The organism is Pseudomonas sp. ZY71, assembly GCF_036542145.1.
Taxonomy (GTDB): domain Bacteria; phylum Pseudomonadota; class Gammaproteobacteria; order Pseudomonadales; family Pseudomonadaceae; genus Aquipseudomonas; species Aquipseudomonas koreensis_A.
Window position 1 is genome coordinate 6642866 of sequence record NZ_CP144274.1, and the last position, 21423, is coordinate 6664288.

Sequence of the window (21423 nt, forward strand, 5' to 3'; positions counted from 1 at the left end):
CAGGAGCAAGCGCATGAGCAACTATGACGTAGTGATTCTGGGCGGCGGCCCCGGTGGCTATAACGCGGCAATCCGCGCCGGCCAGCTGGGTCTCAAGGCCGCTTGCGTGGAGGGCCGGGCAACGCTCGGCGGCACCTGCCTGAACGTCGGTTGCATGCCTTCAAAAGCGCTGTTGCATGCCTCGGAGCTGTACGACGCGGCGATGGGTGCGGAATTCGCCAACCTCGGTATCGAGGTCAAACCGACGTTGAATCTCGCGCAGATGATGAAACAGAAAGACGAGAGCGTGGCCGGCCTGACCAAAGGCATCGAATTTCTCTTTCGCAAAAACAAGGTCGAGTGGATCAAGGGCTGGGGCCACATCGATGGCCCCGGCAAGGTCACAGTGACCAACGATCAGGGCAGCAAAATCGAACTGACCGCCAAGGACATCATTATCGCCACCGGTTCCGAGCCCACTCCCCTGCCCGGCGTCGAGATCGACAACCAGCGCATTCTTGATTCAACGGGCGCGCTGTCGCTGAGCGAAGTGCCCAAGCATCTGGTGGTGATCGGTGCCGGAGTGATTGGCCTGGAACTGGGCTCGGTATGGCGGCGTCTGGGCGCGCAGGTCACCGTGGTCGAATACCTTGATCGCATCTGTCCGGGCGTCGATGGCGAGGCCGGAAAGACCCTGCAACGCTCGCTGAGCAAACAAGGCATCGCCTTCAAGCTGAGTTCGAAAGTCACCAGCGCCACGTCTTCCGCCATTGGTGTGCAACTCAGCGTCGAGCCTGCCGCCGGCGGCACTGCCGAGTTGCTTGAAGCCGATTACGTATTGGTCGCTATCGGTCGCCGCCCTTACACAAAAGACCTCGGTCTGGAGAACGTCGGCCTGAGTACCGACAAACGCGGCATACTCGCCAACAAACAACACCGCACCGAAGCCACCGGCGTCTGGGTGATTGGCGACGTGACCTCCGGGCCGATGCTCGCGCACAAGGCTGAAGATGAAGCGATGGCCTGCGTCGAGCAGATCCACGGCAAGGCTGGCGAGGTCAATTACGACCTGATCCCCAACGTGATCTACACCAGACCGGAACTGGCCAGCGTCGGCAAGACCGAAGAGCAGCTCAAGGCCGAGGGCCGTGCCTACAAGGTCGGCAAATTCCCCTTCACCGCCAACAGCCGAGCGAAGATCAACCATGAGACCGAGGGCTTTGCCAAAGTCCTCGCCGATGAGCGCACCGATGAAGTCCTCGGCGTACATCTGGTCGGCCCAAGCGTAAGTGAAATGATTGGCGAGTTTTGTGTGGCGATGGAGTTTAGTGCTTCGGCTGAGGACATTGCTTTGACTTGCCATCCGCATCCAACAAGATCAGAGGCGTTGCGCCAGGCGGCGATGAATGTCGAGGGGATGGCGACGCAGATGTAGGCAGCAAATACATCAGGTGACTGGACGTCCGCTATCGCGAGCAGGCTCACTCCTACAGTTGACCGAGTTCTTCAGAAACACCGCGATCAATTAGGAGTGAGCCTGCTCGCGATTGGGGACACCTCGGTCTCAGGCAGGAAGATGCCCCAACGGCAACGCCCCCGGCGTCTTCACCGTGTGAATCGCAAAGTTGCTGCGAATATCGCTCACCCCCGGCAGTTTCAACAGGCAGCCGCTGAGAAAACGGTCATACGCACGCAAATCCGGCACCACCACTTGCAGCAAAAAGTCCGATTCCCCCGACACCAGAAACGCGGAGATTACTTCCGGCAACGCCGTCACTGCGGTGTAAAACGCCGCGGCCTGTTCATCGTTGTGGCGCTCGACCTTGACCCCGACAAACACCGTCAGTCCCAGCCCGACCTCATCGCGATCGAGATTGGCCTGATAGCCGCGAATCACCCCAGCCTCTTCCAGCATCCGCACCCGGCGCAGGCACGGCGAGGCCGATAGGCCGATTTCATCCGCCAGCTCGACATTGCTCAGGCGCCCGTTACGTTGCAGGGCCGCGAGAATCTTGCGATCGAAGGCGTCGAGTTTCATGTTTGGCAGATCCTGATAGTCGTTATGTCGAAAGCCAGCAGGTTATGCCAAAACAGCAGGCTTTTGAAGCGGACTACGCAAGCACCTGCCTCACCTTTCGGCCCTAGACTTGGCTCACCGAATCGACAACGAAAGGGGTGTAGCGTGGCGAGTCTCTGGCTGTTTTTCCTGGCGTTGGCCGTGGTCTATCTGCTGCCCGGCCCGGACATGATCCTGCTTTTGCAAACCGGTGCCCGGCAAGGGCGCGGCGCAGCGCTGGCCACGGCCATCGGTCTGGGCGTTGCCCGTGGTTGTCACGTGGCCCTGGCGGCTTTGGGGCTGGCCGCGCTGTTCAAAGCGGCGCCGTGGACATTCGAAGTGGTGCGATTGGCAGGGGCGGCGTATCTGTTGTGGATCGGCATTCAATGCCTGCGCAGCAGCCTGCTGCCGAACCTGAATGCTGACGAAATTATTAGCTCCCAAGGCCAATGGCGCGAAGCGATCCGTCGTGGCCTGCTGACCAATCTGCTCAATCCCAAGGCGTTGCTGTTCTGCTCGGTGCTGCTGCCGCAATTCATCGTCAATGATGGTGCGCCGGTGCTAAGTCAGTTTGCCGTGCTTGGCACGCTGCTGGTCGGCGTCGGCCTGCTGTTCGATAGCGCTTACGCCCTCACCGGCGCCGCGCTGGGTCGTTGGCTGCAACACAGTCCAACGGCCCAACGCGTACAACAATGGCTGTTCGGCAGCCTGTTGATCGGTTTCGCCGTGCGCCTGACGTTCGTCCAGCAGGCTTAGCCTTTGCGGACCTTGCGCTGGCGACGGCTGATCAAGAGCAAGGCAGCGGCCGCGACCAGCACAACGGCACCGATCTGCACCGGCCACTTGTACGGCCGCAGCGACGAGCGCACAGCATCGGTGACCTGGGTGACGTAACGCTTGTCGGCGTTTTCGAAATCCGGGTACGGGCACTGATTGCCGAAATCCACCGCCCACGGTACGAACGGGCCTTCCTTGATGTAACGCTGATACAGCGCACTCTGATCTTCCAGGCTGCTGTTCCAGCCAGCGGCGTTGCACAGCACAGCGGCAAATGCCTGACTGGTGTGCGGCAAGTTGTCAGCGGCGCGCCCGGCCAGCTCGGTGGCGACGAAACGGTAGTGATAGCGCTGATCCGGCTTCGCTTCGCTGGCGACCTGACGCTGCACTTCGGCTTCACTTACCAGCGGGCCGACTTTCAGCTCCGTGCTTTCCAGACTGTAGTTGCCACCGAACGTGGCGTAGTCCGGCGCCATCTCGTAACCGAGAATATCCATGCCCCACTCGCGAGCTGTCCACGCGGCGTTGTACAGCGCACTCGCACGTTTGCTCGGCCACCACGCGGCCTCGGCCTTGAGCCGTTGTTCGCCGTAGAGTCGGGCTTTGTTTTGCAGGTCGGGATTATCGAAATACGCCACCGCTTCGGCGTAATGCCCTTCGCGCAGCATGCGCCGACCGAGCAGATTGCGCAGGTTGGCGGCAACCGGCAGCGGCACGTAGTTGTCGCGCTCCTGCTGTGTCAGCGCGGGCGGAGCCGGGACGTTATCGTCGACGTATTTTTTCAGTTCTTCGAGCGTCAGCACGCGTTCGGCCACCGTCGCGGCATCGAACCAATAGACACTGTTGCTGCGATACAACTGCACGAACGCTTGCAGATACTCGCCGCGCTGCAAGGCAAGAATCGCACTTTCGCCCTCGACCCGGCACTTCGGCTGAACGGCTTCATACGCCCAGTCCGGTGTGCGCCGGTAACCCCAGTCTTCGCTCTGCGGGAAGGCCTGCGCGGCTTTCGAATAGGCGGCGGCCGCGGCATTTCTATCGCCGTCACGCACCGCCAGTTTCGCCCGTAGCCACCATGCCAGTCCGCCGTCACCGGCGTTTCCAAGGAAAGCTTTGGCGCTGGCGTAATCACCTTGTTGATAACTCATCGCCGCCAGACGATCAGCATTGTCGAGGCTGCCACGGGTGCTGTTTTGCAGCAGCTTGACCAGTTTTTTCTCGTTCGGCGGCTCATCGCCAAACGACCAGCCCTGGCGGCTGACCAGCGATGCCGTGACCAGTTGCTGCACGGCTTTGTGCTGCAGCAACTCGGCCAATTGGGCCGCGGGCAACTCCGCCAGTTCATTCATCAATTGCTTGAGCGAGGTGTAACCCACGGCCGAGCCGTGCAGGTTCTGTGCTTCGTACAATTCGATGGCGCCGCTCCAGTCGCCCGCCGTACGCAACACCCGCGCCTCTTCACCGAGGCTGGCAACACCCAACTCCAGCGGATCGCTGAAACCGTCGATGCTCAGTTGCCGGGCCTGGCGGAACGCGTCACGCGATCGCTCCAGCGCCTCGACCGCATCCCCACCTTCGCTGCTCATCGCGAACCAGATACGCCCCATCGAATACGCCGCCCACGTGCTGCGCAACGGACGCTGATCTGCCGGCAGGGCCAGCAGCTTGTTGAAATACTCGACAGCGAGTTGATGATCGCCCGTGGCAAACGCCACCGCACCGGCGACGTACAAACGGATTTCCGCCGGCAGACTGGCGCCCTGCGCCTCGACCTGTTGGGCATCGGTCAGACCGCGCAGTTGTTTGACCAACGCTTGCTGCTCGGCGCTCAGTCCGGCCTGTTCGGCCTTCTCCCGGGCCTCGGCGGCCGCGTTTTCTTCACCGTACATATCGTTGGGATTGTGCGTCGCCGCCGTGACGTTTTTCAGCCCGGTGATGGTTTTGCCGAGGCGGCTGAGTTCGAAGTTGAAGTTGCCCTCAGGCAGATCCGCGAGGGTCTGCCCGCGATTGTCGAGCAGGCGCATGGGGAAATCCGGCCCGCAGGCGAACGCCGAACCCAGCGGCAGGCAGAGGCTCAGGCAGAGCAGATGGCGGGGCCAGTTACGGGTCAACATGCGAACCTCCTTGATCAATATTTGCGCAACGCGCCCAACCGATGGCGCGTTGTCCGCCCGCCGGCAATCGGCCGTCGCGCAGGCGGGTGAAGGTAAGCAGATCCGGGCTTTGTTGCAACGAGTAACCGGCGAGCGCATCGGCGCCTTCACAGCTTTGCGCCTTCAGCGTGATCCGCGCGGGCCAGGCACTGTCGAGATTGCCGGGGTTGTCGAGTTTGATGTCGTAAAGACCGTCGTGTTCGCTCAACGTCACGCCGAGCCTACTGCTGAGTTGATCCCCCCGGGCCACAGCACGCAGGGTGGTCAGACTCCAGGCGCGGCGGTCATTGGCCAGCGGCAGGCGAAACCAGATCAGACCGGCCAAATGCGCGGGCGGGTCTGCGCGCAATGCCTGACCGAGCTGGCTCAATTGCAGCGGATCGGCGAGCAGTTCCTGGCGCTCGCCACCGCGCTCAAGTTGCACCTCGCTTTCCACCACCGGCGCCCCGCCGCCATCCGGCAACAGCGCGACGCCGTAAGCCGGCAGCGCGAGATAAAACGGTTTATCGGTGATTCGCGCCCAGGCCTTGGCCCACTTCGACGCCTGATCGGAATCGAAGAGCCCTCGACGCGGGTCACTGACGGCGTGGACTTGCAGCACGCTGCTGTCGACGGTTTGCAGGAGTACGGGCAATTGCGAACTATCGAGCCAGGCTGGCAGCGCGGTGATGCTTAGCGGGATGTCCGTCGGCAATGCCACGCGCAGATGTTTGAGGAATTCAGCGTAGGCCGGCAAGCGCGCGTTACCGGCGTCGTGATCGATCTCGACGCCGCTCAGCGTCAGACCTTGCGCCTGCCAATCGGCGAGCACCTGCAGAATCTGCGCGGTGACCTGCTCCTGATCCAGCGACTTGAGCTGGCCGTCGAGTCGAATCACGGCAATCAACGGTCGGCCGTCAGCTTTCAATAACGGCGCATCGATTCGCGCGCGGCTCCATCCGGCATTTGGAAAGGCTTGCAGTGCGAGGACGCGTAGCGTTGAGAAATCCTGGCGACTGTCACGCAGCGCCGCCTCGTGGGCCGGCGTCCATTGACGTTGCCAGATGTAGAGTTGTTGGTCGAGGGGTGGCGCGTCTTGCTGCTTGCAACCCACAAGCAAGATGCCCAAGAACAGACCCACAATAAATCGCATACCTTCCAACCCCCTGACACCACAAGGCTGCAAGGGTACACAAAACCCTGTGGGAGCGTGCCTGCTCGCGATGGCATTTGTCATTCAACCACGATGGCGACTGACACGGCCTCTTCGCGAGCAGGCTCGCTCCCACAGGGGAAAGGTTCAGGGTTTGCGGGCGATGATCACCTGGCTCTTCGCAACCACCGCATCGAGCGCCTGTTTGATCTGCGCGCCACGCGGCGAGTCCAGCACCGCTTGCCAGGTGTCGGCCCAGTGATTGAGCAGCGGATGATCCGGGTTGCTGAAATCGACCTTGGCTTCCCAGAACAGCAGCATCCACATCGACCAGTAAAAACCGTACTGGCTGTGGCTGACGATCTCCAGCCCGGCCTCACTGACCAGCGCCTTGAACTGCTCTTCGCTGATGATGCGAATGTGATTGGGCTTCTGGAAATACTCGGCCGCAGCGATGTCTTTCTGCAGGTCTTCGGAGCTTGGGTGCGGCACGCTCAGCAAGTACAAGGCACCCGGTTTGCCGACACGCACCAGTTCGGCGAGGAACTGCGCCGGATCATCGACATGCTCGATGACTTCGGTGGAGACCACGCGCGTTGCAGTGCCATCGGCGATCGGCAACGGATTGCAATCGGTGACGTGGCATTCGATGTCCCGTGCCGGCGTATCGCTCAGGCGCTGACGAGTCGCTTCGACTTTGGCGCCGTCGATGTCGGCGATGATGATCTTCGCCCCGCGCATGCCGCAAAAATGCACGTTGCCGCCATCACCGCAGCCAACATCAAGCAGGGTGTCATCGGCAGACACCACAAAGCCTTTGAACAGCTCGTTGGTTTCCTGGTTGAACCAGCCACTGAGCTTGGCATCGTACAAGCCGAGCATGTACGGATCGACCTTGCTGGCGACCGGTTCCACTGGCTGCGTGGGCGCCGGTGCTGGCGTCGCCGCCGTGAGTTTCTTCAGTAGGCTCAGCATGAGGTGGCTCCAGAGGAAGGGACGGTGGATCGGCGCGCACCGAGGCGTCGCACGAGCGCGGCACCACGGTTGCGCATGGGCATTTCGACCAAGCGGTAATTGAGTTCGCTGAGCAATACGATCAGGCCGAAAGCGATCATCAGCGTCAGGACGGGATGGCCGGCAGGGCTGGACAAACCAGCGCCCTGCAAGCGAAAGATCAGCTCACGCACCAGTTGATAGGCGGGGATGTGAATCAGGTAGATGCCATAGGACCGGCTACCGATCCATCCCAGCAGCCGTTGCATCGCGCCAGCGGGCATCAGGTAATTGCGGTCATAGGATGCGATCCACACCAGTACTGCGCTCAGTACGGCGATTGAACCGATGCGGTACCAGGCGAACGTGAAGCGATCGGTGGCCATGAAACTCAACAGTGCACCGAGCAGAATCAATGCCGACATCCCGACCCATGGCCGATCGAGAAAATTCGGCCGCCAACGCTGATAACTCGGCTGCGCACTCCACATCGCCAGCAATACACCGAGGGCCAGCGCATCAGTCCGCACCACCATCAGCAACGGCGTGCGCAGGCTGAAAATCTGCACCGCGACCAGCGCCAGCAATGCCCACACCAGATGTTTGCGACAGAGCAGAATCAGCAGCGGGAACAACAGATAGAACTGCTCCTCCAGTGCCAGGCTCCAGTAGACGAAACTGCTGCCGTACTCGTACCGGAAGAAGCTGTCGGCAAAACGCAAGTTGGCGTACTGCAACACCCCGGCCAGCGTCGCTTGCAGGTTGGCGGACAACGTACCGAACGCCCCCGAACGATTGAGAAACACGCACGCCAGCAACATCAGCGCCAGCCATAGCCAGGCCGACGGCAATAACCGGAAAACCCGGCGCAGCCAGAAATTGCGTGTCTGCTGCCAGTATTCCTGGCGGGTTGTACAGCCTTGCAGCGCCGGGATCAGGCTTCGGGCAATGACAAACCCGGAGATGGCGAAAAACAGATCGACCCCCCACCACGGCTGCGCCCAGGCATGGATCTTTTCCAGCGACGGCACGACATCGGTGAACAGGCTCCCCTGCAAGTGATGGAACAGCACGCCCAGTACGGCAACTGCGCGCAGCACTTCAATGTCCATGATCCGTTTGCCGCTCATGGTGCCTCCCCCACAACCGCTGGCTTGCGGGCGATGATCACCTGGCTCTTGGGCATGAAGCGGTCAAGCGTCTGCTTGATCGCCAGTCCGCCCGGTTGAGCGAGCAGGTCTTGCCAGGTCTTGGCCCAGCCCTCCATCAATGGCATGAAGGGCTCCTGAATCCGGTCACGCACCGCACCGCCCGGGTCACGTCCGGCAGCCCGTTCGCCGGCCCAGAAAAAGATCATGCCCATCACCCAGAAAAACCCGCTGGCCTGACGATGTTCGATCACCAGACCGGCCTCTTCTACCAGCGCAGCGAAGCGCTCCGGAGTGAAAATCTGCACATGGTTGGGCGACTGATAGTAACTGTCCGGAGCGATGCCTTTTTGCAGGTGTTCGCCCGCCGGTGCCGGCACGCTGAACAGATATTGCGCACCCGGGCGCCCCATCCGCACCAGTTCGGCCATGAACGGTTGCGGCTGGTCAATGTGCTCCAGCACCTCCATGCACACCACTTTACTGGCGCAGCCGTCAGCCAGTGGCAGCGGCAGGCTATTGCTGACCAGCCCCAGACTGGCTTTGCCGCTTTGCGCTTCGACCTGCCGTGCGAGCTCGCGCACCTTGGCGTGTTCGCTGTCGGTAAAAATCACCGAAGCGCCCTGACGCACGGCAAACAGGGTCGCCACGCCTTCGCCGCAACCGACATCCAGCAACGTATCGTCGGCGCTGATCGCAAAGCCCTTGAGCAACTCGCCGCTGTCATTCAAGAACCAACCGTCGAGCACGGCGTCATGTAAACCGACGTCGCGAGGCGACACCTTGGCCAACGGTGCCGACAGCGGTTGCGCGGCACGCGTCGGACGCCATCGCGCGAGCAGACGCCGGATCACGAGAGCGTGACTTGCGCAGGCAACGATCCGCGGGCTTGCAGTGGCTGCACAAAAAAATCGCGCAATCTCTGCTCGGTACTGGCCTGACCACAGAATCGCTGCAGACTGCGAATCGCCTCGGCGGACATCGCGGCGTAACGCGGCTCATCGGTTTTTGCCACGTCATAGCTGGCGCGATACGCCAGACACAGCGAATCCCAATCGGTGATGTAACGCATCGTGCGATAGGCCGCACGCGGGTCATGAGGCCAGGCGGTGAGCTCTTCGGTGAAGTCGACGATAAATGCATTATCGCTACTCACATAATCGGCCATCGCGGTGTTCAACGGCGCAATCGCCGGTTTGCCGCAAGACATGAACTCCATCAACGGCAGGCACTGTCCTTCACCGTAAGAACTATTGACCACGTAACTGGTGGCCTGCACCAGGGCTTCGTAATCGGCATCCGCCAGATAACCATGGATCAGCACGATCCGGCACTGATACGACTGGTTCTTGTACAAGTGATGCAGCATGTCGCTCAGCGCATCGGCGATGTCATGGTGGGTCAGCTTGAGCACCAGGGTCACGTCGCTGATGTCGCGAAACGTGGTGCAGAACGCGCTGACCATATCCTGCCAATTCTTGCGGCCGTCGTATGGGTTGAACACCGAGGTGTAGACCACGCCTTCCAGCTGCAATTGGCAATCCTCTGGCGGTCCTGCAAAGGACATCGGCGTTCCTTCGCGCAATCGCGGTGGGCCATACGGCCGCAAGTCCGTGCGACGACTGTCGATCAGCAATCCGCGCACGTTCAGCGTCACAAGGTCAACCACCGGACGCTTGGTCAATTGCTCACCGCGAGCGGCAAAGCGATCCCACACCGGAGCCGGAATCGCGCAGATCGGATAGTCCGCCCCCATCACGTCGCGCACCGCGTTCACCGTGAACGTTGAATGCGTAATCGAACGGCCACACGCCTGCAGCACCACACGCCAATCGTGGCGGGATTCGCCCTGCCAGCTTTCAGTCGGAATGGTGCTGAATTCCCAGGCGAACACCGGGATGGTCGGGCATGCGTAATGAATGGGCGTTCGATGCGGCGGCGAGAACGACAGAAAGACGCAGTCCTCGCCCCGGCTCAAGCAATCGAAATACAAACGATCCACCAGCTCGTCAGGGTTACTGACTTCAATCACCTGACCGATTCGTTCGAGAACGGGGCGAAACTCCTTGAGCACGAAGTAGTAGCTGTACTCCGGCCGGCCGAGGTTCTGCTGGATATTGCTCTTGTTGGTTTCCGAATGAATGATGATCAGCATGAGGCTGCTCCGGTCTCGACCGCCACCGAAGTCATTTCACTATTGGCCCTCAGACCGAAAAACGCCTCCGCACGCTGCTGCACAGGCGTAAAACCGCAGTATTCACGCATCCGCTCAGCAGCGGCAGCGGCCATCGCCAGGTAAGCCTGTGGATGGTTTTTGGCCATGGCGTAGCTGTCCTCGTAGGCGGTTTTCAACGATCCCCAGTCGGGACGATGGCGCAGCGTGCGATAGAGGATGCGCACGTCCTCCGGCCAGATGGTCGGCTCGCGGCTGGACTTGACGATGAAAGCAACGCGTTCGTCGATGTAGTCGCCCATCGCGGTGTGGTTCGGCGCAATCACCGGGCGGGCACACGACATGAACTCCATCAACGGCAGGCACAACCCTTCGCAGCGCGACGCATTGACGTAGAAACTCGCAGCGCCATACAGCCGGGCGAATTCCTCTTCTTCCAGATAGCCATGCATGACCACCACGCGACAGGCGAATGGCGAAAGCTGCGAGAGCAACGTAATGAGATGAACGTAATAGCTCGACAGATCGTTTTGGGTGATTTTCAGCACCAGCGTCGCGTCGTCGACATCCCGCATGGCCCAGCAGAAGGCAGTGATCAGGTGATGCCAGTTCTTGCGCCCGTCCTCGGGGTTGAACACGCTGACGTATACCACGCCGCTGACGTCGATCTGTACGTGCTGAGTGGTATCGGGAAGCAAGGCTTGTGGGTGTTCAGCCGACGGTATGGGCTCGGCAACGGGGTCAGGCAACTCGGGGCGTTTTTCGCGGCCCGAGCCCGGCAGCAAATCACTGACGGCTTCGCGATACCACTGCAACAGGTTGTGCTTGAGCAGAAACAGCGGTCGATGCTCGGAGGCCGTCGCGACGGCTCTGTAGCCCTCGACCAAATAATGCTTGGTGATGAAAGCGCGCCGTCGCAGGGTCAGTGCCGGAAAAGGTTCCGCAATCGGCTCCGGCACGGGCTCGATCACTTGCAGTGTTTGCAGTTGCTGCTCGCTGAGTATCGGTGCGATCAAGCCATCGGCCGACAGTCCCAGCGCATGGCTGTCGATGATGCAGCCCTTGATCTGCAACGTGGTGCCGGGGTTTACCGGGACACTCGGACAGTCTCGCCGCACCTGAGCGAAGCGTTCCCACAGTGGCGTGGGCAATACCAGCACGGGGAAATCTTCACCCAGACTGCGACGGATGGCCTGCGCGGTGTGGGTGGACAACGTAATCACCCGGCCATGGCGGGCCAGTGTCTGGCGCCAGTCCTGGCGCACATCGTCGTCAGCGTATTCGCTGGGGATCGAGTCATATTCCCAGGCAATCACGCACACCATCGGGCACTGCAAGCCGATCGGGGTTTTATGCGGCGGAGCAAACGAAAGGAACAGGCATTCCTGACCGGCCTGGCGCAATTGCAGATACAACGGATCAACGTCGTCAGTCGAAGCGACCACATGCACGCGGCCAAGGCTTTCCAGCACTGGGCGATAAGCCTTGAGCACGAAGTAGTAGCTGTATTCGGGACGCCCGAGACTTCGGCTGATGGAGCGGTCGTTGACGTCCGAGTAAAGAATGAAATTCATGGCATCCCACGATGAAGCAGCCGTCCCGGCAACCTCATGCTATGACGACCCGGCGTTGGATCGAGCCGCAATAACGCAGCTAGTCCATCATCTTCAGGTACGTCTTCGTTCTTGTTTTAGTGGTCAGTTTCACCCTGCTTGCGCCATGCCCACGGTGGACCTGGGGGAATGGCGACGAGGGCCATTCTAAACACATCCATCAAGGATCCGGGAACCGCCCGACGAGAATAAATCGGACTACGCTGACGAGAACTGACCGGTCACGGTTTGGCCTGTTGAAATTGCTGCGCAATTGGCACAGATTGGTAACAAACAACTACAACAACTGACTTCGCCCGTCTTTCACCCGGTTTTTCCTTCGGTCTGACAGACCTCTCCTTAAAGCCTGTGAGAAAGTGGCGCAAGTTCAAGACCAAGGGGTCGCTGTTTGAAAAAGCGTCTGTTCGTCACGGGCCTCACTGGCTTCGTGGGACAACATCTTCAGTCGCGTCTGGCATTGCCTGATTCGTCGTGGGAGCTGCTGCCTGCCGCCTCGCCCTACGACCTCACGAATGCTGACAGCCTCAACGATATGTGGCCGCAGATGCCCGATGCGGTGATTCATCTGGCCGGGCAGACCTTCGTCCCGGAAGCCTTCCGTGATCCGGCGCGCACCTTCGACATCAATCTTTTCGGCACTCTCAATCTGCTGCAGGCGCTCAAGGCGCGTGGCTTTGCCGGCACCTTCCTCTACGTCAGCTCCGGCGATGTCTACGGTCAAGTCGGCGAAAGCGATCTGCCGATCAGCGAGCAACAGTCGCCCTGCCCGCGCAATCCTTACGCGGTGAGCAAACTCTCGGCCGAATTTCTCAGCCTGCAATGGGGCCTGAGTGAAGGCTGGCCGGTGTTGGTGGCGCGTCCGTTCAACCACATTGGTAGCGGGCAGAAAGACAGCTTTGTCATCGCCAGTGCCGCCCGCCAGATAAGTCGCATCAAACAGGGCCGTCAAGCGCCGCAACTGGAAGTTGGCGACATCGACGTGACGCGAGATTTCCTTGATGTCGGCGATGTGCTTTCGGCCTATTTCGCGTTGCTCGAAAAAGGCACACCCGGGCAGGTCTACAACATCTGCTCGGGCCGCGAGCAAAGCATCCGCAGCCTGATCGAGCAGCTCGGCGATCTGGCCGAAGTGGAGATGCAACTGGTTCAAGACCCTGCGCGCATGCGGCGCGCCGATCAGCGTCGCGTTTGTGGCAGCCACAACAGGCTGACCCAGACCACAGGATGGACGCCTGAAATCACCACACAACAATCCCTGCGGGCGATCCTGTCCGACTGGGAGACGCGAGTACGACAAGAATGACAAAAAGTGCACTGATCACAGGGATCACCGGCCAGGACGGCGCGTATCTGGCCAAGCTGTTGCTCGACAAGGGCTACAAGGTTCACGGCCTCGTCGCACGGCGCAGCAGCGATTCGCGCTGGCGCCTGCGCGAGATGGGCGTCGAAGCCGACATCGTCTATCTGGACGGTGACATGGCCGATGCCTGCTCGGTACAGCGTGCAGTCATCAAGTCGGCGCCGGACGAGGTCTATAACCTCGCCGCGCAAAGCTTCGTCGCCGCCTCGTGGGATCAACCGGTGACCACTGGCATCGTCGATGGCCTGGGCGTTACTCACTTGCTCGAAGCGATCCGTCAGTTCAGTCCGCACACACGCTTCTATCAGGCCTCGACCAGCGAAATGTTCGGCCTGATCCAGGCTGAGCAGCAGGATGAAAACACCCCGTTCTACCCGCGCAGCCCTTACGGCGTGGCCAAACTCTACGGTCACTGGATCACCGTCAACTACCGCGAAAGCTTCAACCTGCACGCCAGCAGCGGCATCCTCTTCAACCATGAATCACCGCTGCGCGGCATCGAATTCGTGACGCGCAAGGTTACCGATGCCGCCGCACGCATCAAGCAAGGCAAACAGCAGGAGCTGGCCTTGGGCAACATCGATGCGAAACGCGATTGGGGCTTTGCCGGTGACTACGTCGAAGCCATGTGGCTGATGCTCCAGCAGGACAAGCCTGACGATTTTGTCGTCGCCACCGGCGTCACCACCACCGTGCGGGAAATGTGCCGCATCGCCTTCGATCACGTCGGCCTCAACTACCGTGACTACGTGAAAATCGACCCGGCATTCTTCCGCCCGGCCGAAGTCGAAGTGCTGCTCGGCAATCCGGCCAAGGCTCAGCGCGTGCTGGGCTGGAAACCGAAAACCGACCTGGATACCTTGATCCGCATGATGATGGATGCGGACATGAAACGCGTCGCCAAGGAGTAGGCCATGCTGATTCCCGTGATTCTGTCCGGCGGTGCCGGCACCCGTTTGTGGCCGGTGTCCCGCGAGGGCCATCCCAAGCCGTTCATGACCCTGCCCGACGGCCAGTCGCTGCTGGGCAAGACCTACCAGCGTGCGGCGGCGTTGCTCGATGGCTGGGGCGATATCGTCACGGTGACCAACCGCGAGTACTACTTCCAGAGCAAGGATCACTATTGCGCCGCGCACGTGTCGCGCCATCGCGGGCACTTTCTGCTGGAGCCGACCGGCCGCAACACTGCTCCGGCCATCGCTGCGGCGGCGTTGTCGTTGCAAGCATTGCATGGTGATGACGCGATCATGGTGGTGATGCCCGCCGACCATTTGATCGTCAACCAGGACGCGCTGAAAACCGCCGTCGAGCACGCGGTCAATCTGGCCAAAGACGGTTATCTGGTGACCTTCGGTGTGACGCCGACCGCCCCGGAAACCGGCTTCGGCTACATCGAGACCGGCGCCCCGCTGGACGCCAAAGGCGCGGCGAAAGTGCAGCGTTTCGTCGAGAAACCCGACCTGCAAACCGCCACGCATTATCTGCAAAGCGGCAATTTCCTGTGGAACTCAGGGATGTTCTGCTTCACCACCGCAAGTGTGCTGGCCGAGTTGCAACTGCATGCGCCACAGTTGCTGGAACAGACCCGCGCCTGCATGGCGGCAAGCGCCCCGCTGGAAACTGTCGGCTGCCTGCAACAGGAACTATCGCCAGCGCTGTTCGCCGAGATCACCGACATCTCCATCGACTACGCGTTGATGGAGCGCTCGGAAAAAGTCGTCGTGGTACCCGCCGGTTTCGACTGGAGCGATATCGGTTCCTGGGGCGCCGTCGCGGCCCTGGTACCGGCCGATGCCGATAACAATCGTGCCAGCGGAGAAGCGATTTTCATCGACAGCCACAATAACTTCGTTCAAAGCGAAGGTCGGCTGGTAGCTGCCGTCGGCGTCGACAACCTGATTGTCATCGACACCGCCGACGCCGTACTGGTCGCCCACGCTGATCGTGCGCAGGACGTGCGACGGGTGGCCAAGCAGCTCAAGGACAAATCCCACGAAGCCTACCGCCTGCACCGTACGGTGAGTCGGCCATGGGGCACCTACACCGTGCTTGAGGAAGGCCCGCGCTTCAAGATCAAGCGCATTGTGGTCAAACCCGGCGCCAAGCTGTCTCTGCAAATGCACCATCACCGCAACGAACACTGGGTGGTGGTCGAAGGCATGGCCAAGGTCACCAACAACGGAACCGGCACCCATCTGGTGGCGAAAAACGAATCGACATTCATCGCTGCCGGTCACCGCCATCGCCTGGAAAACCCCGGCGTGATCGATCTGGTGATCATCGAAGTACAAAGCGGCGAATACCTGGGAGAGGACGACATCGTTCGCTTCGAAGACCAATACGGCAGGACGGTTTGAATGCTGCTTTCCCTGTACCGCTCAATGCGCAGTTATCGCGGATTCATCCTCGGTAGCGTCAAGCGGGAGTTTCAATCACGTTATCGCAACTCGTTGTTCGGCGCGCTGTGGACGGTACTCAACCCGTTGTCGATGATCGTTGTGTACACGGTGATCTTTTCCCAGATCATGCGCGCGCGGCTGCCGGGCGTGGACGATGGCCTGGCCTACAGTGTCTATCTCTGCGCCGGCCTGCTGACCTGGGGTCTGTTCGCGGAAATCACCTCGCGCAGCCAGAGCATGTTTCTGGAAAACGCCAATCTGCTGAAGAAAATCAGCTTCCCGCGCATGTGCCTGCCGGTGATTACCCTGCTCAACGCCGGTATCAATTTTGCGATCATTCTCGGGCTGTTCTTCGGCTTTCTGCTGATCAGCGGCCGCCTGCCCGGCATGGCTTTGCTGGCGCTGATACCGCTGTTGATCGTGCAAGTGATCTTCGCCGCGGGCCTGGGGATGCTGCTCGGCATTCTCAATGTGTTCTTTCGCGATGTCGGGCAGATGTTTGGCATCTGCTTGCAGTTCTGGTTCTGGCTGACGCCCATCGTTTACCCGCTGTCGATCCTGCCGCCAGGCATCCAGCACCTCATCAGCCTGAACCCGATGACGGCACTGATGACCAGCTACCAGAACGTGTTCCTCTACAACCAATGGCCGCAGTGGTCGTCACTGACACCGCTGCTGCTCATCGGTGTGCTGCTCTGCGCCATGGCGCTGCGTCTGTTCCGTCAGCGTGTCGGTGAAATGGTGGATGAACTCTGATGGGACACATACGCGTCACTGGCCTGGCCAAAGCCTATAAACAGTACCCGAATCGCTGGAGTCGCCTGCTGGAATGGCTGGTGCCGTTCTCGCCGAACCGCCACCACCTGCACTGGGTCTTGCAAGATGTCGATTTCGAGATCAGCCCCGGTGAAGCCGTTGGCATCGTCGGCGTCAACGGCGCGGGCAAAAGCACCCTGCTGAAGATGATCACCGGCACCACCCAACCAACCTGTGGACAGATCCATCTGCAAGGCCGCGTGGCCGCGTTGCTGGAATTGGGCATGGGTTTTCACCCGGACTTTACTGGTCGGCAGAACGCTGTCATGGCCGGTCAGCTGCTGGGCATGCAGGTCGAAGAGATCGAAGCGTTGATGCCGCAAATCGAAAGTTTTGCCGAAATCGGCGAAGCCATCGATCAACCGGTGCGCACCTATTCCAGCGGCATGCAGATGCGCCTGGCGTTCAGTGTCGCGACTGCGCGGCGTCCGGACATCCTGATCGTCGACGAAGCGCTGTCAGTCGGTGATGCGTATTTCCAGCACAAAAGTTTCGAGCGCATCCGCAGCTTCCGCAAAGCCGGCACCACCCTGCTGATCGTGTCCCATGACCGCTCGGCCATTCAATCGATCTGCGACACCGCGATTCTGTTGGAAAACGGCCGGTTGGCCATGCGTGGCAAACCCGAAGAAGTCATGGATTACTACAACGCCATGCTGGCCCAGCGCGAAGGCCAGACCGTGCGCCAGGAGATGCTCGCCAATGGCCAGGTACAGACCATTTCCGGCACCGGCGAAGCCGGGATTCTCAGCGTGCGTCTGCTCGACGCGCAGGGGCGCAGCCTTGAAGTCGCGGAGGTCGGTCAGCCTGTGGTGCTGGAGGTGCAGACCGAAATTCGTGAAGACATCGAGCGGCTGATTCTCGGCTTCATGATCAAGGATCGTCTGGGCCAAGCCATTTATGGCATCAACACCCATCGCCTCGATAAAGCCATTACCGAGCTGAGTGCCGGCGAGCGCGTGACCTTTCGTTTCGCTTTCGACATGCGTCTGGGCAAGGGTAACTACTCAGTGGCGTTGAGCCTGTCACGTCTGGACTCGCACCTGGATCGCAACTTCGAGTGGCGCGACTATGGTTTGATCTTCCACGTGATCAACAATCGCCAGGAAGACTTTGTCGGTTGCTCATGGTTGCAAGCCCGGACCGAAATCAGCCGCTCCAGTGAAATCCTTGTAGAAGCGCCTGATACGGAGATCTTGCGATGACACGATTGTTGGTGGAGTGCACCTACGTATTCGAACATCCCTCCGCCAACTCGGGCATTCAGCGTGTTGTACGCAACGTCATTCAGCAATTGCCGGGAGCCGATGAAACCGTCGAATGCATCCCGGTGGTGATGATCGATGGCGGTTTGTATGAAGTTAAAAGTCTGACGCCGCTGAAGTCCCCGAAGTTCGACCTGATGGGCCTGCGGGTGAAACTGGAACAGTGGGCCAACGCCTTCTGGCTACGTCACCGCGCCGTGGAACGGCGCTGGCCGTTCAACCGGTCGCATTTCACCCGTCGAGTGCTATACGTCGGCTGCCGGCTCACGGCATTCGCTTGTTTGAGCTTGCCCATGCGCCTGCTTGAACGAGTCCTCAAGGGCCAACAGATTCCCGAGCGCTGCGTACCGATGGCCCACCGGGCAGGCGATCAATTGGTGCTGCTCGATTCATCCTGGCACGCCAACTTTTTTCCCCTCGCCGAGCAACTCAAGCGTGAGGGTGTGGGCATCATTTCAGTGATCTACGACCTGATCCCCCTGACCCACCCGCAGTTTTGCGATGCCGGGCTGGTCAAAGTGTTCAACGACTGGTTCGACTGGATCGCGCGCACCGCCGACGGTTATGTCGCGATCTCGACCACTATCCGCGATCAGGTGCGCGAGGAAATGCTGCGCCGGATCGGCGCGCAACAGGTCGGGCAGCGCTGGTTCGATTACTTCCACCTCGGCTCCGAGCTGGACTTGAGCGAGGCCGATGCCAAGGTCGACCGTGGCCTGCTGGACATGTTCCAGACGACTGACCCGGTGTTTCTCATGGTCAGCACCATCGAACCGCGCAAAAACCATGCGTACCTGCTCGAGGCGTTTGAACTCGCCTGGGCAACAGGATCGAAAGCGCGGTTATGCATCGTCGGCAAGATTGGCTGGAAGTGCGATGCACTGATCGAACGAATCCGCCAGCATCCCGAGCTGAACCGGCGTTTGTTCATGTACAACTCGCTCTCGGACAAAAGTCTCGAACACGCTTACTCCCACGCCACGGCGCTGGTGTTTCCGTCCCATGTCGAAGGTTTCGGCTTACCACTGGTGGAAGCCATGCAACGCAAGTTACCGGCAATGGCCAGCGATATTCCGGTGTTCCGCGAGATCGGCGGCGACTACATGGCGTATTTCGACCTGGCGAATCCACAGAGTCTGAGCGATCTGGTGACCGGCATGGAGCGCTCCGGCGAGTTTCCGGCAGCGCTGGGCCTCGAACAATGGCGCTGGCTGAGCTGGCGCGAAGCGAGCGCGCAATTGGTCGAGCGTATTGAGCGCAACTTGCATGCATCGTTGCCTGCCCCTGAGAGCCAGCATGCGCATTGCTCTTAACGCGCGCATTCTCCAGGCACCGCGTACCGGCATCGGCCATTACGTTGCCGAACTGGTCAACGCCTTGCGCAGCGAGCCGGAGGTTGACGTGACGTTGTTCCATGGCTGGGGCTGGAGCTCGGCACTGCCGGAAGCGGCCATGCCCGGTTACTCGCGTCTGACACCGCTGCTGCGGCAGATTCCCGGGGCCTATCAGGCGCGTCGCTGGCTGGAGCAGAAACGCTTCGATCAGGGCCGCGCGCAAGGCATCGACCTCTATCACGAACCGAGCCTGTGGCCGCTGGCCTTCGACGGCCCGACCGTGATCACCCTGCATGACCTGACGCACCTGCATTTCCCTGAGACCCAGCCCCCGGCGCGGCTCAAGGAAATCGAGCGTCGATTGGCTGTTGGGGTACAACAGGCGCAGGTGATTCTCACCGACTCGCAAGCGATTGCCGACGAAGCTCAAGCGTATTTCGGCCTGCCTGCCGAGCGTTTTGTGGTGGCACCACTGGGGGTCGCCGCGCGCTTTCATCCGCGCGAGGCGAGCGCCATTGACGCAGTGCTCAAAGCGCACGCGGTAGAAGCGCGGGAGTATTTTCTCTGTGTGGGCACGCTGGAGCCGCGCAAGAACCTTGGCCTGGCCCTGCGCGCCCATGCCCTGCTGCCGGAGGCAGTACGTCAGCGCTTCCCGCTGCTGATCGTCGGCATGGCTGGCTGGGAACGCGAGCAGTTCAGTGAGCCTCTACGTCAGGCGCTGGCCAGCGGGCATGTGTGCCTGCTCGGTTATCTGCCCGATGAACAGGTCGCGCAATTGCTGGCCGGTGCCCGGGCGCTGATTTTTCCATCGCTGTATGAAGGTTTTGGTCTGCCGGTACTGGAAGCCATGGCCAGCTGCACTCCGGTGCTGCTCACGCGCTCTTCGGCGATGCCGGAAGTCGCCGGTGCAGCGGGCAACTATATTGAAGCTGACGATGCAGAAGGCCTGCGTGATGCGCTGAGCCGACTGATCGACGATCAAGCGCATTGGCAGGCATGCCAAGAAGCCGGGTTGCAGCAGTCACGGCTTTTTTCCTGGGAGCGTTGTGCACAGGCCACGGCCAGTGCCTACCGCCAGGCCATGGGAGGTTGAATGCGAGTTCTTCATTTTTTCAAGACGTACCTGCCTGACTCGGTCGGCGGCATTGAGCAAGTGATCTTCCAGCTCTGCGAAAGCGGCGCCCAGCACGGCATCGACGGCCAGGTGCTGACGCTCAGCGCGGATCCGACGCCGGCCGTGGTGAAATTGGGTCAGCACGAAGTGCACCGGGCCAGACTCGATATTCAATTCGCCTCCACCGGTTTTTCCTGGAGCGTGTTCAAACAGTTTCGCGAGATGGCAGCCGAAGCGGATGTGGTCAATTACCACTTCCCGTGGCCATTCATGGATTTGGTGCACTTCGCCACTGCGATGAATAAACCGAGCGTGGTGACTTACCACTCGGACATCATTCGCCAGAAGCACCTGCTCAAACTCTACCGCCCCCTGATGAACCGCTTCCTCGCCAGTGCCGACCGCATTGTTGCCGCTTCGCCGAACTACCTGCACACCAGCGATGTGCTGCAGCAGTTCCAGGACAAGACCCGGGTGATTCCTTATGGTCTGAACAAGGCCGGTTATCCACAGCCCGATCCCGAACGAATGAATCGCTGGCGCCAGCAGGTTGGGGATAAGTTTTTTCTGTTTGTCGGCGTGATGCGTTACTACAAAGGCCTGCACATTTTGCTGGAGGCCCTGAAAGATGTGGATTATCCCGTGGTCATTGTCGGCGCCGGGCCGCTGGAACTGGAGCTGCACGCTCAGGCGCAGGCGTTGGGCCTGCGCAACATACACTTCCTCGGGCGTCTGGGTGACGAAGACAAAGTCGCACTGCTGCAACTGAGCTACGCCATTGTGTTCCCGTCGCACCTGCGCTCGGAAGCGTTCGGCATTTCTTTGCTGGAAGGCGCAATGTACGGCAAACCGATGATCTCCAGCGAGATCGGCACTGGCACCAGCTACATCAATATCCACAACGAAACCGGGCTGGTGGTGCCGCCCAGTAATCCACTGGCATTTCGCGAGGCGATGCGCACCCTGTGGGAGGATCCGGAGCGGGCAGCTGCGATGGGCGTAAAAGCTGAAGCACGTTATCGGCAGTTGTTCACAGCCGACGACATGGGCCGCAAGTGGACAGAGCTGTATCAGGAATTGCTGGAGGAGAAATCGCTGTCCTACGCCTGAA

At 60.4% G+C, this 21423-nt stretch carries 18 protein-coding genes; 10 read left to right on the top strand and 8 right to left on the bottom strand.

Annotated elements, in window-relative coordinates:
- Positions 1-13 precede the first annotated feature (13 nt).
- Positions 14-1414, top strand: coding sequence for a dihydrolipoyl dehydrogenase (gene lpdA / locus VY732_RS29645; protein ID WP_331693173.1), 1401 nt, complete (start codon positions 14-16; stop codon positions 1412-1414).
- A 129-nt stretch (positions 1415-1543) separates the two neighbouring features.
- Here lpdA and VY732_RS29650 read toward each other — a convergent pair whose 3' ends face one another.
- Entirely contained in the window at positions 1544-2017 is a 474-nt protein-coding gene (locus VY732_RS29650) for an Lrp/AsnC family transcriptional regulator (protein WP_077575134.1), read from the bottom strand.
- A gap of 144 nt (positions 2018-2161) precedes the next feature.
- Between VY732_RS29650 and VY732_RS29655 the strand changes: the two genes are divergently transcribed.
- A complete protein-coding gene (locus VY732_RS29655; protein WP_331693174.1) occupies positions 2162-2791 on the top strand; it encodes a LysE family translocator in 630 nt (209 codons plus the stop codon).
- Here VY732_RS29655 and VY732_RS29660 read toward each other — a convergent pair.
- The 7 genes from VY732_RS29660 to VY732_RS29690 form a co-directional block, all read right to left on the bottom strand.
- Complete coding sequence (locus tag VY732_RS29660; RefSeq protein WP_331693175.1) at positions 2788-4926, bottom strand: hypothetical protein; 2139 nt, start codon at positions 4924-4926, stop codon at positions 2788-2790. The two genes, VY732_RS29655 and VY732_RS29660, sit on opposite strands and share 4 nt — an antisense overlap.
- Positions 4913-6097, bottom strand: coding sequence for a DUF3142 domain-containing protein (locus VY732_RS29665; RefSeq protein ID WP_331693176.1), 1185 nt, complete (start codon positions 6095-6097; stop codon positions 4913-4915). Before VY732_RS29665 ends, VY732_RS29660 begins: the two co-directional genes overlap by 14 nt.
- 147 nt (positions 6098-6244) lie before the next feature.
- On the bottom strand, positions 6245-7072 hold the full coding sequence (locus tag VY732_RS29670) for a class I SAM-dependent methyltransferase (protein ID WP_137218467.1): 828 nt from the start codon (positions 7070-7072) through the stop codon (positions 6245-6247).
- Entirely contained in the window at positions 7066-8220 is a 1155-nt protein-coding gene (locus VY732_RS29675) for an acyltransferase family protein (RefSeq protein WP_123593460.1), read from the bottom strand. The genes VY732_RS29670 and VY732_RS29675 overlap by 7 nt, the downstream gene beginning before the upstream one ends.
- Positions 8217-9092: a class I SAM-dependent methyltransferase gene (locus VY732_RS29680; protein WP_331693177.1), complete on the bottom strand. Its 876-nt coding sequence runs from the start codon at positions 9090-9092 to the stop codon at positions 8217-8219. The genes VY732_RS29675 and VY732_RS29680 overlap by 4 nt, the downstream gene beginning before the upstream one ends.
- On the bottom strand, positions 9089-10393 hold the full coding sequence (locus tag VY732_RS29685; RefSeq protein WP_331693178.1) for a glycosyltransferase: 1305 nt from the start codon (positions 10391-10393) through the stop codon (positions 9089-9091). Before VY732_RS29685 ends, VY732_RS29680 begins: the two co-directional genes overlap by 4 nt.
- Positions 10387-11985, bottom strand: coding sequence for a glycosyltransferase (locus tag VY732_RS29690; RefSeq protein WP_331693179.1), 1599 nt, complete (start codon positions 11983-11985; stop codon positions 10387-10389). The genes VY732_RS29685 and VY732_RS29690 overlap by 7 nt, the downstream gene beginning before the upstream one ends.
- A gap of 427 nt (positions 11986-12412) precedes the next feature.
- On the opposite strand from VY732_RS29690, the gene VY732_RS29695 reads away from it, so the two are divergent.
- The 8 genes from VY732_RS29695 to VY732_RS29730 are packed head-to-tail and all read left to right on the top strand — an operon-like array spanning position 12413 to position 21422.
- Positions 12413-13327 carry a GDP-mannose 4,6-dehydratase gene (locus VY732_RS29695; RefSeq protein WP_331693180.1) on the top strand — a complete coding sequence of 305 codons (915 nt, stop codon included), beginning with the start codon at positions 12413-12415 and terminating at the stop codon, positions 13325-13327.
- Positions 13324-14295: a GDP-mannose 4,6-dehydratase gene (gene gmd / locus VY732_RS29700; RefSeq protein WP_011336673.1), complete on the top strand. Its 972-nt coding sequence runs from the start codon at positions 13324-13326 to the stop codon at positions 14293-14295. Before VY732_RS29695 ends, gmd begins: the two co-directional genes overlap by 4 nt.
- Positions 14296-14298: 3 nt before the next feature.
- Positions 14299-15741 carry a mannose-1-phosphate guanylyltransferase/mannose-6-phosphate isomerase gene (locus tag VY732_RS29705; RefSeq protein ID WP_331693181.1) on the top strand — a complete coding sequence of 481 codons (1443 nt, stop codon included), beginning with the start codon at positions 14299-14301 and terminating at the stop codon, positions 15739-15741.
- The gene (locus VY732_RS29710) at positions 15742-16539 is read left to right on the top strand and encodes an ABC transporter permease (RefSeq protein ID WP_077575145.1); all 798 of its coding nucleotides are present in this window, start codon (positions 15742-15744) and stop codon (positions 16537-16539) included. It begins immediately after the preceding gene.
- A complete protein-coding gene (locus VY732_RS29715; protein ID WP_102902515.1) occupies positions 16539-17804 on the top strand; it encodes an ABC transporter ATP-binding protein in 1266 nt (421 codons plus the stop codon). Before VY732_RS29710 ends, VY732_RS29715 begins: the two co-directional genes overlap by 1 nt.
- A complete protein-coding gene (locus VY732_RS29720) occupies positions 17801-19177 on the top strand; it encodes a glycosyltransferase family 4 protein (protein ID WP_331693182.1) in 1377 nt (458 codons plus the stop codon). Before VY732_RS29715 ends, VY732_RS29720 begins: the two co-directional genes overlap by 4 nt.
- On the top strand, positions 19161-20291 hold the full coding sequence (locus VY732_RS29725; protein ID WP_331693183.1) for a glycosyltransferase family 4 protein: 1131 nt from the start codon (positions 19161-19163) through the stop codon (positions 20289-20291). Before VY732_RS29720 ends, VY732_RS29725 begins: the two co-directional genes overlap by 17 nt.
- Entirely contained in the window at positions 20292-21422 is a 1131-nt protein-coding gene (locus VY732_RS29730) for a glycosyltransferase family 4 protein (protein WP_331693184.1), read from the top strand.
- Position 21423: the final 1 nt, after the last annotated feature.

Bases quoted from the DNA above. Each gene is read 5' to 3' on its own strand.
- lpdA (WP_331693173.1), top strand. From the start codon at position 14: ATGAGCAACTATGACGTAGTGATTCTGGGCGGCGGCCCCGGTGGCTAT.
- VY732_RS29650 (WP_077575134.1), bottom strand. From the start codon at position 2,017: ATGAAACTCGACGCCTTCGATCGCAAGATTCTCGCGGCCCTGCAACGT.
- VY732_RS29660 (WP_331693175.1), bottom strand. From the start codon at position 4,926: ATGTTGACCCGTAACTGGCCCCGCCATCTGCTCTGCCTGAGCCTCTGC.
- VY732_RS29665 (WP_331693176.1), bottom strand. From the start codon at position 6,097: ATGCGATTTATTGTGGGTCTGTTCTTGGGCATCTTGCTTGTGGGTTGC.
- VY732_RS29670 (WP_137218467.1), bottom strand. From the start codon at position 7,072: ATGCTGAGCCTACTGAAGAAACTCACGGCGGCGACGCCAGCACCGGCG.
- VY732_RS29675 (WP_123593460.1), bottom strand. From the start codon at position 8,220: ATGAGCGGCAAACGGATCATGGACATTGAAGTGCTGCGCGCAGTTGCC.
- VY732_RS29685 (WP_331693178.1), bottom strand. From the start codon at position 10,393: ATGCTGATCATCATTCATTCGGAAACCAACAAGAGCAATATCCAGCAG.
- VY732_RS29690 (WP_331693179.1), bottom strand. From the start codon at position 11,985: ATGAATTTCATTCTTTACTCGGACGTCAACGACCGCTCCATCAGCCGA.
- gmd (WP_011336673.1), top strand. From the start codon at position 13,324: ATGACAAAAAGTGCACTGATCACAGGGATCACCGGCCAGGACGGCGCG.
- VY732_RS29705 (WP_331693181.1), top strand. From the start codon at position 14,299: ATGCTGATTCCCGTGATTCTGTCCGGCGGTGCCGGCACCCGTTTGTGG.
- VY732_RS29710 (WP_077575145.1), top strand. From the start codon at position 15,742: ATGCTGCTTTCCCTGTACCGCTCAATGCGCAGTTATCGCGGATTCATC.
- VY732_RS29715 (WP_102902515.1), top strand. From the start codon at position 16,539: ATGGGACACATACGCGTCACTGGCCTGGCCAAAGCCTATAAACAGTAC.
- VY732_RS29720 (WP_331693182.1), top strand. From the start codon at position 17,801: ATGACACGATTGTTGGTGGAGTGCACCTACGTATTCGAACATCCCTCC.
- VY732_RS29725 (WP_331693183.1), top strand. From the start codon at position 19,161: ATGCGCATTGCTCTTAACGCGCGCATTCTCCAGGCACCGCGTACCGGC.
- VY732_RS29730 (WP_331693184.1), top strand. From the start codon at position 20,292: ATGCGAGTTCTTCATTTTTTCAAGACGTACCTGCCTGACTCGGTCGGC.